Source organism: Polaribacter atrinae, assembly GCF_038023995.1.
GTDB lineage: Bacteria > Bacteroidota > Bacteroidia > Flavobacteriales > Flavobacteriaceae > Polaribacter > Polaribacter atrinae.
Window position 1 is genome coordinate 464035 of record NZ_CP150660.1, and the last position, 12866, is coordinate 476900.

The following is a 12866-nucleotide window of genomic DNA, read 5'->3' on the forward strand; positions in this document are numbered from 1 at the left end:
AAATGAAAACACTTAGATATATAATAGTATTGATTTGCACAGTTACTTTGTTTACCGCTTGCAACACATCTAAAACTAAAGATAGTGGCAAAGTGGAGTACCAGTGTCCTATGAAATGTGAAGGAAGTAAAGTTTATTTAGAAGAAGGCTCTTGCCCTGTTTGTAAAATGGATTTACAGCCAACAACCAAAATTGTTAAAAAAGTATTATCTAATATTATTTCTGATAAGTCTATTTTTAACTTAACTTCTAAATGGAATACACAAAATGGTACTGAAATTCAGCTAGAAGAGCTAAAAGGTAAAACTTTGGTAATGGTAATGATTTATACAACTTGTAAAGCTGCTTGCCCAAGGTTAACTGCTGATATGAGAAATATAGATGCTAAAATTCCAACCGAATTAAAAGAAGATGTAGAATTTGTTTTGGTAAGTATAGATCCAAAAAATGATACGCCAGAGAGGTTAAAAGAGTTTGCCGAAGAGAATTTTCTTACAGATAAAAATTGGACCTTATTACAAGGTACAGAAAGTGGTGTTAGAGAATTTGCAAATGTACTAGCGGTAAAATACAAACAAATTTCTCCTTTAGATTTTTCTCATTCTAACATTATAAGTGTTTTTAACCCAAACGGAGAATTAGTGCATCAACAAGAAGGATTAGGTGTTGATAATAAAGAAACGATTACAAAAATTATAGAAACTATAAAATCATATTAAAATGAAAATCACAAAAGATAATACAGTAGCAGAAGTAGTAACATATAATATTAAAACAGCAGATGTGTTTAAAAAACACGGTATAGATTTTTGTTGTGGAGGCGGAATAAGTATAGAAAAAGCATGTAAAAAACACAATGTTTCTTTTGAAGAAATGGAAAAAGAACTACAAAATATTAATACTCCAAGCACTAATGCATTTAATTATGATAGTTGGAAACTAGATTTCTTAGTAGATCATATCGTAAATATACATCATGCGTATGTTGAAGAAAGTACACCAATAATATTGCAATACGCAGCAAAAGTAGCAAAAGTTCATGGGCATCATTATACAGAAGTTATAAAAATTAATACTCTTTTTATTGCTGTAGCACAAGAATTAGCAGCACATTTAAAGAAAGAAGAATTGATTTTATTTCCGTTTATTAAAAAATTAGTAAGTGCAGATAAAGAAGGAATAAAAGTGAATCAACCTCATTTTGGAACCGTTAACAATCCAATTGCAATGATGGAAGAAGAGCATGAAAGTGCTGGAGATATCTTAAAAGAAATAAAACAACTTTCTAACAATTATACACCACCAGAAGGAGCTTGTAACACCTTTAAAGCACTGTATGCTAAGTTAGAAGAGTTTGAGCAAGATTTACACCAACACATACATTTAGAGAATAATATTTTATTTCCAAAAGCCATTCTTTTAGAAAAAAAGAATAAAGAATAAGAATACTTCATTTTAAATTAGAGTGTAAAAAACTGAGTGTTATTTGTTTAATACTTGGTTTTTTTCATTTCTAATGATATTAATCATGTTTTCTGCAGACAGATACTTATACATTGCAAGCTTAATTAAATTTAGTTAAACATTTAAATTAAACAATGAAAAACGCACATTCATTTCACATTCCTGTTATGGGAATTGGTTTTACTATAGACTCTCCTTTAAAAGTAGCACAATTTGGTATTGATTCTGTTATCTCTTTGGTTGATGATATTTTAGTAGAAAAAATGCGAAAAATATACAGCGAAAAATTCGAAATTCCTTATAAAGAAATTTCAGATAAAGTTGATGATTTTAGAGCAAAGAGAATTACCTCTTATTTAGATTTATTACATGACCAAACAGAAGAAAAGTTCAATCAATTAAAGAATATTACATCAGAAAAAAGTAAAGCTTTAATGGATTATATTCACATGTTACCAGAATATTCTTCATTAAAAAAAGACTTTTTAAAGTTGACTGAAGAAGGAGTCGACTTTTCTAAGATAAAAGATTGGGCTCATAAAAATTTATCAATGGGTAGTATTGATGTCAATATTATGACCAAAATTGATAAAGGAAATTATGTTGATAATGAATTATTACCAATAGAATACAATGATGCACATGCTGCATTAAGAGGGTATTCTAATAGTAAATTATCTTCGTCAATAATCCTTTCTGCAGGTATGAACCCTAGGTTATATACCTATATGAGTAATTTTGATGATTTTTTTCCTGATGTAAACGGAAACATTAAAAAGAAGATTATTTTAAAAGTAAGTGATTATAGATCTGCATTTATTCAAGGTAAATTTTTGGCTAAAAAAGGGTTATGGGTTTCAGAATATAGAGTAGAGTCTGGTTTAAACTGTGGTGGTCATGCTTTTGCTACCGATGGTTTTTTAATGGGACCTGTTTTAAAAGAATTTAAAGAAAACAAGGCAACTTTAATAAGTGAAACTCAAGAATTAATGCTGCAGGCTTTAACAGAAGCTAACAAAGTAATACCAACCAAAGATTTAGAATTAAAAATAACAACGCAAGGTGGTGTTGGTACGGGAGAAGAACATTCTTTTTTATTAGATGAATATCAACTAGATTCTGTAGGGTGGGGAAGTCCATTTTTACTGGTTCCAGAAGCAACAAGTGTCGATGAAAAGACAGTAGCACAATTAGCAAAAGCTAAAGAACAAGATTTGTATTTAAGCAACAGTTCTCCTTTAGGAGTTCCTTTTAATACACTAAAAGGAAATACAAAAGATGTGCAAAGACAAATGCTTATCGATAAAGGAAGACCTGGTACTTCTTGCCCTAATAAATTTATTGCTTTAAATCATGAGTTTAAAGAAACGGGGTTATGTACTGCATCTAGAGAATATCAGCATTTAAAACTGAAAGAAATTGATGCTTTAGAAATTTCATCAGAAGAAAAAGAAGAAAGAGTAAATAAAGTCACAGAAAAATCTTGTATTTGTGTTGGTTTAGGAACATCAACCTTAATTTTAAATAAATTGAGTACAAAAAAAGTAGGAGATGGTGTTTCTGTTTGTCCTGGACCTAATATGGCATATTATGATAAAATAATGAGTCTACGAGATATCACAGACCATATTTATGATAGAAAAAACATGATCTCTAGAAAAGATAGACCTAATGTTTTTATGAAAGAATTATCTCTTTACACTGCTCATTTACAAGATAAAGTAAATGAGATTAAAACTACTATTGATAAAAAACAATTGAGAACTTTAACGAAGTTTAAAAAGAATTTAGAAGCCGGAATTCAGTATTATAACGAATTATTTATAGCTAAAAAAGATACATTTATAGAAGAGAAAGAAACTCTTTTAGAAGCTCTTAAAATAGAACAACACAAACTTAATTTAATTGGTGTAGAAATTAATAATTTATAACCAATAATATTATAACAAGAAAGCATCTTTTACATATAAAAGGTGCTTTTTTTTATGCTTAAAAATTAAAATATTATATTTTATTTACCTTTTAAATATGTTGTTATTAATTGAATATATGTTTATTATCTCTTGATAATATAAAGGATAAAAAAGTCTTTAAATATGACAAAAGTCATGTTTTATAGAGAACTGCTTTTTTAAATTTGTTAGAAGCATTTTAAGCAACTAACAATGAAAAGTATCATAAATATAGTATTATTTGTTCTTCTGTTTGCTTCATGTAATACTACTACAAAAGAACCTAAAAACACACCAAAACCAAATCTTGAAGTAGAAGTACAAAAAGAAGGTCAAGCTAATGTTGTTGATCCAGTTTCTGATTCTAATGCATTAAAAGTTGCAGGACCTTTATCTGTTTTTGCTCCCGTAGATCAGGCTTTTGATAAATTACTATCAGGTACCTTAGAAACATTATTAAAGCCAGAAAATAAAGAGCAATTAGCCACTATTCTTAAAAATCATGTAGCTCCCACAAATTATACTATCAATACGTTAAAAAAAATGTAATAAAAGGTAGAAAATTATACATGGCTTTTAGTGTCTATTTAAATGTAGATAAAAAGGAGATGACTTATATGTTGAAGGAACAAAAATTTTAAAATCAGTAAAAGTAAGTAACGGATGGGTACACGTTATTTCTGATGTATTGGTACCTAAATAAAAATAACAATTAACCTATAAATAAATCAAAAATGAAATTAAGAAATTTAATAGCCTTGTTTGCAGTAGTATTATTAATTAGTTGTGGAGGAGAAGAAAAAAAGAAATCTACAAACGACTTACCGACTAAAAAAGCTGCTGTAAAAAAAACTCCAGAAAAAGTTGAAAAAACAAAAGTAGTAGAAAAAGAAGAGATTGCTGTAGATTTAAATAACAAAGGAATTGGCCCTGTAAAGTCTGTAACAATAAACGAGGCTATTGATAAAAACATGGTTGCAGATGGTAAACTGTTATTTAAAAACAAGTGTTCATCATGCCATAAAACAAATAGAAAATTTATAGGACCTAGTATGGAAGGAGTAGTGAATAGACGTTCTCCAGAATGGATAATGAATATGATTTTAAATCCTGAAGGAATGGTTAAAAATGATCCGATTGCAAAGGCTTTATTAGTTCAATTTAATGGATCTCCGATGGCGAACCAACATTTAACTGAAAAAGAAAGTAGAGCTGTTTTAGAATATTTTAGAACGTTATAATAATTGTAAATCAAACTCAAATTAAGCTTAAAATCAAAATCTAAAGATTTTTAAATAAAAAAGCATCTTTCAAATTAATGAAAGATGCTTTTTAAGTTTATGGAATAAAAATTTTCTCTTAAGAAATTTCTCTAGTAATTGTTTGTTTTCTATCTGGTCCTACAGAAACGATAGATACAGGAACTCCAGTTTCTTTTTCAATAAAAGCAACATAGTCCATTAAATTCTTTGGTAATTGGTCTGCAGAAGTCATTTTAGTTAAATCTTCATCCCAACCTTTAAACTCAGAATAGTTTACAGAAACATTTTCTGGCTCTATGTTGTATGGTAAATGACTAATTTCTTTACCTTTATAATTATATGAAGTACATACTTTTAAAGTATCAAATCCAGATAAAACATCACCTTTCATCATCATTAATTGTGTAACACCATTAACGTCTACCGCATATTTTAAAGCAACTAAGTCTAACCAACCACAACGTCTTGCTCTACCTGTTGTTGCTCCAAATTCATGACCAATTCTAGCCATATCTTCTCCATCTTTATCAAATAATTCAGTTGGAAAAGGACCTGATCCTACACGAGTAGTATATGCTTTAAAGATTCCAAAAACTTCACCAATTCTATTTGGTGCAACTCCTAAACCTGTACATGCACCTGCTGCAGTAGTATTAGAAGAAGTTACAAAAGGATAGGTACCAAAGTCAATATCTAATAAAGAACCTTGCGCTCCTTCTGCTAAAATTGTTTTTTTGTCTTTTATAGCTTGGTTTAAAAACTCTTCACTATCAATAAAAGCTAAAGTTCTTAATTTATCAATTCCTCTACAAAATTCTGCTTCTAATTCTTTTAAATCATATTCTACCTGAACATCAAAGAATTCTAGCATTTTAATGTGCTTTTCTGTTAAAGCATCATATTTTTCTTTCCAGTTGTCTAATTCTAAATCTCCAACTCTCATTCCGTTTCTACCGGTCTTGTCCATGTAAGTTGGACCAATTCCTTTTAATGTAGAACCAATTTTAGCTTTTCCTTTAGAAGTTTCTGAAGCTGCATCTAACAATCTATGTGTTGGTAAGATTAAGTGCGCCTTTCTAGAGATTAACAATTTAGAAGTATAATCTATATTGTGTTTATCTAGGTTTTCTAATTCTTTTTTAAAGATTACAGGATCAATAACAACACCATTTCCAACAACGTTTAAAGCTGTTTTATGGAAAATTCCAGAAGGAATCGTGTGTAATACATGTTTATGTCCATCAAAAATTAAAGTGTGACCTGCATTTGGTCCACCTTGAAAACGTGCAATGATATCATAGTTTCTTGTAAGTACGTCTACAATTTTACCTTTTCCTTCATCTCCCCATTGTAATCCTAGTAATAAATCTACAGCCATTATAGTTGTGTTAATTATTGTTTATTGTGTTATGTTGTTAATTAAGATTTGTTCTTTTTTGTTCCATAGAAATATAGAGAATGATTGTGTATATCAATATCAAAAACGTCTTCTATGGTCTTTTTTATAATTTGAATTCGTGGATCACAAAATTCTTTTACTTCTCCAGAATCTGTAAAAATAACGTGGTCATGATTTTTATCGAAGTAACTTTTTTCATAACGCGCCATAGATTGTCCATCAAATTGATGTTTTCTAACTAGGCCGCAATCTAAAAGCAAGTCTATTGTATTATAAAGTGTAGCTCTACTAACTCTATAATTTTTATTTTTCATTTTTATATATAGAGATTCTATATCAAAATGTTCTTCTGCCGCATATATTTCTTGGAGAATAGCATAGCGTTCTGGAGTTTTTCTATGCTTATTTTCGCCTAAGTATGTGGTGAAAACTTTTTTTACTACTTCTTGATTTTCAAGAGAACTACTCATTTAGATTGATTTTTTACAAAAAGCAAATTTACAGTTATTTCTTAATTAAATACGACTTTTAATCAATTGATATTTATAAAGTATTAACACGATCTACTTTTTTAACTCCTTCTATTTTAAGAAGTTTTTTTATCAATTTATCTAGTTGTGAAATATTCTTTACACTTATAGATATTTTACCTTCAAATACACCTTCATCTCCTTTAATATTTATGCTATTAATAAACACGCCCATATTACCAGAAATGGTACGGGTTACATCATTTGCCATACCTTGGTTGTCTACACCAGAAATGTGTAAAATTACTTTAAAATCTTGTTTTGTAGAATCGATCCATTTTGCAGGCATAATTCTATAAGCATAATTAGATTGTAAGGAAATAGCATTTGGGCAGTTCATTTTATGAACTTTTATACCATCATTAATTGTTAAAAAACCAAAAACTTTATCTCCAGGTATCGGATTACAACATTTAGACAGTTTATAATCTAGTTTTTGTTCATCTTTTCCAAAAACCAAAGCATCAAATTTACTAGATACTTCTTCTATTTCTACATATTCTTTTTCTGCTGTATTTCTTCTTAATTTTGATTTAAAGAAATTAAATATTTTACTATTTCTTTGAGATACAAAGGCTTTTAATTGCGAATTATCAATGGCACCATTACCAATTCTAAAAAACAAATCGAAACTTGTTTTTAGTTTAAAATAATTAACAAGTTCATTGGTTGTTTTATCGTTAAAAGTAATTTTTAAATGACGTAGTTTACGTATTAAAATAGCTTTTCCTTCGTCTGCAATTAATTTTTCTTCTTCATTTAAAGCGGCTCTAATTCTTGCTTTTGCCCTTGCTGTTATTACAAAATCTAACCATCTAGCATTTGGTTTGTTAGATGAACTAGTAATCACTTCTATTTGATCACCACTTTTTAATTGGTGACTTAAAGGCAATAATTTTCCGTTAACTTTTGCTCCTCTACATTTTAAACCAACATCTGTGTGTATCGAAAAAGCAAAATCTAAAGCAGTAGCGTTTTTTGGCAACGATTTTAATTCTCCTTTTGGTGTAAATACATATATTTCTTTAGAATATAGATTCAGTTTAAAGTTCTCTACAAAATCAACCGCATTTAAAGTCTGCGTTTCTAAAGTTTCTTTTAATTTATTTAACCAATCTTCTAATCCGTTGTCTTTAGTTTCTCCTTGTTTGTATTTAAAATGTGCAGCATATCCTTTTTCTGCAATTTCATTCATTCTACTAGAACGAATTTGTACTTCTACCCACTGAGAATCAGGACCTACAACTGTAATGTGTAAAGCTTCATATCCTGTAGATTTTGGTTGAGATATCCAATCTCTTAAACGCGTTGGGTTCGGTTTAAAGTAGTCTGTTACTATGGTATATATTTTCCAAGCATCAAACTTATCATCATTAGAATTTGGATTGTAAATAATTCTAATGGCATATTTATCATAAACTTCATCAAAAGTTACATTTTGATTGATCATTTTTCTACGAATAGAATAAATGGATTTAAAACGTCCTTTTATTTCATAATCGAAGTTTTCTTTGTCTAAACCAGATTTTAAAGTCTCTTCAAACTGTTGTAAATATTTTTTTTGATCTTCTTTACTTTCTTTAATTTTACCAAGAATACCAAAGTAAGCCTCAGGTTCTGTATATTTTAAACCGAGGTCTTCTAGTTCTGTTTTTATATTATACAAACCTAACCTATGTGCTAAAGGCGCGTAAATGTATAAGGTTTCCGATGCAATTTTAACTTGCTTATGAGCAGGCATTGCATCCATAGTTTGCATATTGTGCAGCCTATCTGCAATTTTTATTAAAATAACTCTTACATCATCATTTAATGTTAAAAGCATTTTTCTAAAATTCTCTGCTTGTATAGAGGCATCTTGCTCTTTGTTTAAGCGAGATATTTTTGTTAATCCATTTACAATTTTAGCAATGGTTTCACCAAAAAGGTTTTCCATGTCTTCTACAGTGTACTCTGTATCTTCAACCACATCGTGTAGTAGGGCAGAAGCAATAGAAACGGCATCTAAACCAATTTCATACGCAACAATTTTAGCAACTGCAATGGGATGATAAATATACGGTTCACCTGTTTTTCTGCGTTGCTCAGAATGTGCATCTACAGCAATATCAAAGGCTTTTCTTATGAGCTCTTTGTCTTCTTTAGACATCACCTCATAAGTACCTTTTAACAAATCTTTATATCGTTTTGCTATTTCTTTATTTTCTTCTTCTATGGTTGCTGTGTATTCCAAAAACGAGATTTTAAAACTAGGGGTTAACTTAAAGTGAAATTAGCAATAAGAATTTTAACATACAAATATTTCGTTTTCTAAATGTAATTATTTCTTATTTTCGCAAAATGAAAAAAATTAGCCTTGTTTTAGCTCTCTTATTTTTAAGTTTTCATTCTTACTCTCAAGATAAACCAAATAATGAGCGTCTTTTTGAGCTTCAAAAAAAGAAAGTAGAAATAGATATTAGTGCAGATGTTTTTACAAGTGTTTATCATAATATGTACGTATCAAAGAATCCTGATGCTTTAATTTTGGGAGTATTTCTGGCTATTTCTTATGATAATCAAAAAGTAAAATTGAGTAGTGCACCAAAAACAACAGGAATGGAGTTTAAGGGTGAGATAACACTAAATAATGAAAAAGTTTTATGGGTATCAGGTACAATTATTAAAAAAGGAATTGAATTTAATAAACATAAATACTATATAAAACAAGAGCATAATACCTGTATTGAGTTAACAACAATGTTAGCGGTTACTGCTGATGCTAAAGAGCAAAATATGGTTATGGATATCGTTAATTCTGTTATCGATAAAAATTAACTTTCTAAATTCTCTATTCTTTCCAACAAAGTTGGATGTGAGTAATGTGCAAAAACGTATGCAGGATGCGGAGTTAAATTACTCAAACTATTCTTAGATAGTTTTTTAAGTGATGTTATTAGTGCTCTTCCATCAAAGGTTTCTTTTGCAAAATTATCTGCTTGATATTCAAATTTTCTAGACATGTAATTCATGAATAATCCGGTTACTTCAGATATTGGCGAATATAAAATTCCGAATGCAATTAAACCAATATGAAAACTTGGGATAGCAACACCTAAAGCTTCTGATAAAACAGGTGTATTAATGAATAATGAAAGGATAAAAAGAGTAAAACCTGTTAATAAAATCGATGAAATTAGATTAAAAATGATGTGTTTTCTTTTATAATGACCAACTTCATGTGCTAAAACAGCTACTATTTCATCTGTGTTTAAATCATTTATTAAGGTGTCATACAAAGTGATTCTTTTTTGAGAACCAAAACCAGAGAAATACGCATTTGCTTTGGTAGATCGTTTAGAACCATCGATTACAAATATATTATTGATTGTAAAACCAACTTTTTTAGCATATTTTTCTATGGCAGATTTTAATTCTCCGTCTTCTAACGGACTTTGCTTATTGAATAAAGGAACAATTAATTTTGCATAAAACATATTCATAAACAAAGAGAATACAGCAACTAGTATCCAAGCGTAAATCCAGAAATTTTGACCTGTTAGCTGATAAAACCAAATGATTAAAGCTAAAATTCCGCCACCTAATAAAGCACTCATTAGTAACCCTTTTATTTTATCTAACCAGAATATTTTTGCGGTAGATTTGTTAAAGCCAAACTTTTCTTCGATAACAAATGTGCTGTAATAGGAGAGAGGTGTGGTCATGATTTCTGAACCTAGCATAATGATTCCGAAGAAAATTAAAGCTACCAAAATAGGATTCTCTGTATAAGTTCTTGCAAAAGTATCTACATATTTAAAACCATCAACAAAAAAGAAAATCAATGTTAAAAGTGTAGAAAATAATGAAGTTAGGTTAGAAAATTTAGCACTTGTCTTTTTATAAGCTTGCGATTTTTTATATTCCTCTTCATCATAAACATCCTTTAGTTTCTTTGGGATTTCATCATCAAAACGCTTTTCATTTAAGATATCTAAGACTTTATCAACGATAAAACTGATAATTAATATGGAGATGATGATGTAAAATAAAGTAGTTGGTGGCATAAAAAAGGTGCATTTAAGGACTAATTAACGTATTGTTTTGGAGACTAGAAAAAATGATATTTGTTAAAAATGTAATTTCATTCCTTCATGTGTTGCTTTAAATCCTAAATCTTCGTAAAATTTAATTGCTCTAGGTCTTTTTTTATCAGAAGTTAATTGCACTACATGAACGTTTTTTTCTTTGGCTCTTTGTATTGCCCATTCAAATACACTTTTTCCAATTCCGAGGCCTCTTTGATCATTTCTTATAAAGACATTTTCTATTTGTGCTCTAATTCCGCCACAGTAACTTAAGTATTGAATATAGGTAATTTGTAAAGTCCCGATAACTTCTAAATTATCGTTTTCTACAACAATTAATTCTTGGTTTTCATCAGCATCAATTTTTTGAAATGCTTTTAAATATGAAGTAGGCAATGGTGTCTGAAAGTTTTCTCTTTTTTTACCAAGTTCATCATCAGCCATCATTTCTACAATTATAGAAACGTCTTTTTGGATTGCTTTTCTAAAGTTCATTATCAATTATTTTGTATAAAGTTGTACTTAAATAAGTCTAAGAAATATGAATTTAATAGAAATTGAGACTATTTTTTATGTTGTTTACTTGCATAAATTGCTGCTCCAATAATACCAGCATTGTTTTTATATTCTGCAACTTTAACTTTTACGTCGGCTTGTAAAAATTCTTTAAAACCGTCATATCTTTTGCTAATTCCACCACCTAAAACAATTAAACTAGGTGTATAAACAATTCTAATATATTCTAATAAAGAATCGAATCTTATGGCCCAGTCTTTTAATTTTAAGTTCTCTTTTTTTCTTACGGAGTCTGCGGTGTAAAACTCAATTATTTCACCATTTGTATGCAACATTTTACCTATTTCTAGATTAGGAATTAAGTTTCCGTTAAAAAACAAACCAGAACCAATTCCGGTACCAATGGTAATCATAATTACAACACCTTTTTCTTTTTTAGCAGCTCCTAAACTTACTTCTGCTAAACCTGCTAAATCAGCATCGTTACTAACATAAAAAGGTAATTTACATTCTTTTCTAAATAATTTATCAACTTTTACGTTTAACCATTTTTCGCTTAAATTTCCTGGATGAATGCATTTCCCATTCACAATTGTGGTAGGAAAACTACAACCAATGGCTTTTTTCCATTTAAAATGAGCTACCATTTCATTTATAACCTTTGCAACAGCTTCTGGTGTTGCCGGTTTTGGAGTATCTATTCGATGTCTTTCAGAAAGTAATTCTCCGGTTTTGGTGTTTACAATTGCAGCTTTAATTCCAGATCCACCTATATCAATTCCTAATACTTTCATTTTTACTTTTTAAAATTTCTTTGTCTTTTTGCTTCAAATAAAATAATGGCAGCAGAGACAGAAACATTCATAGAGTCTATTTGTCCTTGCATTGGTATCTTTATGTTTTGTGTAGCAGCTTCCCTCCAAAGATCTGTTAAACCTGTTGCTTCTGTACCCACAACTATTGCTGTACTTTCTGTATATTTCTCTTGATGATATTCATTTGAGTTTTGCAAAGTTGCAGCGTATATATTAATGTTCTTTTCTTGTAAAAAAGCTATAACATCTTCTGAAGTTCCTGTTGCTATTTGATTGGTAAAAACACAACCAACACTAGATCTAATAATGTTTGCATTGTACAAATCACTTTTAGGGTTTGCTATAAAAACAGCATCTACATTTGCGGCATCTGCAGTTCTTAATAGAGCACCAATATTACCAGGTTTCTCAACACCTTCTGCAACTAATATTAATGGATTTGTAGTTTGAAATAAAATATTTTTTAAAGAAAAATCTTTGGCTTTTGTAATGGCAATAACCCCTTCTGTAGATCCTCTGTAAGCCAATTTTTGATAGACTTCTTTAGAGATTATGATTCTATTTACATTTTCGTTAAAAAGGTGTAAAATTTCATTTTCAGAAATTAAATCTGGATAAAACAAAATAGTATCAAATTCATAATTAGCAGAAATTGCTAGTGAAATTTCTCGCTTTCCTTCAATAATAAAGAGTTCTTGTTTTCTTCGTTCTCGTGCTTTTTCTTGCAATTTTAGCAAGTTTTTTACATACGGATTTTGAATACTAGTTATTTCTTTCATTAGTACAAAGATACTTATTAATAAGTATTGGAAAAAAGGTAAATAATAACAATATTTGTAATTACATAAACCAAACTATTAA

The 12866-nt window shown here is 29.2% G+C and carries 13 protein-coding genes; 6 read left to right on the forward strand and 7 right to left on the reverse strand.

The features are described from left to right. Positions 1-2 precede the first annotated feature (2 nt). The 5 genes from WG945_RS02090 (at position 3) to WG945_RS02110 (ending at position 4657) form a co-directional block, all read left to right on the forward strand. Positions 3-719, forward strand: a complete 717-nt coding sequence (locus WG945_RS02090; RefSeq protein ID WP_068452568.1) for an SCO family protein — start codon at positions 3-5, stop codon at positions 717-719. A 1-nt stretch (position 720) separates the two neighbouring features. Then, a complete protein-coding gene (gene ric, locus WG945_RS02095; protein ID WP_068452571.1) occupies positions 721-1443 on the forward strand; it encodes an iron-sulfur cluster repair di-iron protein in 723 nt (240 codons plus the stop codon). Between the two features lie 155 nt (positions 1444-1598). Next, the gene (locus WG945_RS02100; RefSeq protein WP_068452576.1) at positions 1599-3395 is read left to right on the forward strand and encodes a hypothetical protein; all 1797 of its coding nucleotides are present in this window, start codon (positions 1599-1601) and stop codon (positions 3393-3395) included. Between the two features lie 234 nt (positions 3396-3629). Beyond that, entirely contained in the window at positions 3630-3965 is a 336-nt protein-coding gene (locus tag WG945_RS02105) for a fasciclin domain-containing protein (protein ID WP_068452581.1), read from the forward strand. A gap of 185 nt (positions 3966-4150) precedes the next feature. Continuing rightward, positions 4151-4657 carry a c-type cytochrome gene (locus WG945_RS02110; RefSeq protein ID WP_068452583.1) on the forward strand — a complete coding sequence of 169 codons (507 nt, stop codon included), beginning with the start codon at positions 4151-4153 and terminating at the stop codon, positions 4655-4657. Positions 4658-4775: 118 nt separating this feature from the next. Here the strand turns inward: WG945_RS02110 and WG945_RS02115 are convergent, their stop codons facing one another. The 3 genes from WG945_RS02115 to WG945_RS02125 form a co-directional block, all read right to left on the reverse strand. After that, on the reverse strand, positions 4776-6056 hold the full coding sequence (locus tag WG945_RS02115) for an adenylosuccinate synthase (protein ID WP_068452585.1): 1281 nt from the start codon (positions 6054-6056) through the stop codon (positions 4776-4778). A gap of 41 nt (positions 6057-6097) precedes the next feature. Next, a complete protein-coding gene (locus WG945_RS02120) occupies positions 6098-6547 on the reverse strand; it encodes a Fur family transcriptional regulator (RefSeq protein ID WP_068452590.1) in 450 nt (149 codons plus the stop codon). A gap of 73 nt (positions 6548-6620) precedes the next feature. Beyond that, positions 6621-8840, reverse strand: coding sequence for a RelA/SpoT family protein (locus WG945_RS02125; protein WP_068452593.1), 2220 nt, complete (start codon positions 8838-8840; stop codon positions 6621-6623). A 107-nt stretch (positions 8841-8947) separates the two neighbouring features. On the opposite strand from WG945_RS02125, the gene WG945_RS02130 reads away from it, so the two are divergent. Beyond that, the gene (locus WG945_RS02130; RefSeq protein ID WP_068452596.1) at positions 8948-9424 is read left to right on the forward strand and encodes a hypothetical protein; all 477 of its coding nucleotides are present in this window, start codon (positions 8948-8950) and stop codon (positions 9422-9424) included. Here the strand turns inward: WG945_RS02130 and WG945_RS02135 are convergent. The 4 genes from WG945_RS02135 to WG945_RS02150 form a co-directional block, all read right to left on the reverse strand. Continuing rightward, entirely contained in the window at positions 9421-10653 is a 1233-nt protein-coding gene (locus tag WG945_RS02135) for a M48 family metallopeptidase (RefSeq protein WP_068452599.1), read from the reverse strand. The two genes, WG945_RS02130 and WG945_RS02135, sit on opposite strands and share 4 nt — an antisense overlap. Before the next feature lie 63 nt (positions 10654-10716). Beyond that, positions 10717-11169: a GNAT family N-acetyltransferase gene (locus tag WG945_RS02140; RefSeq protein WP_068452602.1), complete on the reverse strand. Its 453-nt coding sequence runs from the start codon at positions 11167-11169 to the stop codon at positions 10717-10719. Between the two features lie 68 nt (positions 11170-11237). Then, positions 11238-11984 carry a polyphosphate--glucose phosphotransferase gene (ppgK, locus tag WG945_RS02145; protein ID WP_068452605.1) on the reverse strand — a complete coding sequence of 249 codons (747 nt, stop codon included), beginning with the start codon at positions 11982-11984 and terminating at the stop codon, positions 11238-11240. Between the two features lie 2 nt (positions 11985-11986). Beyond that, on the reverse strand, positions 11987-12784 hold the full coding sequence (locus WG945_RS02150; protein WP_068452608.1) for a TrmH family RNA methyltransferase: 798 nt from the start codon (positions 12782-12784) through the stop codon (positions 11987-11989). Positions 12785-12866: the final 82 nt, after the last annotated feature.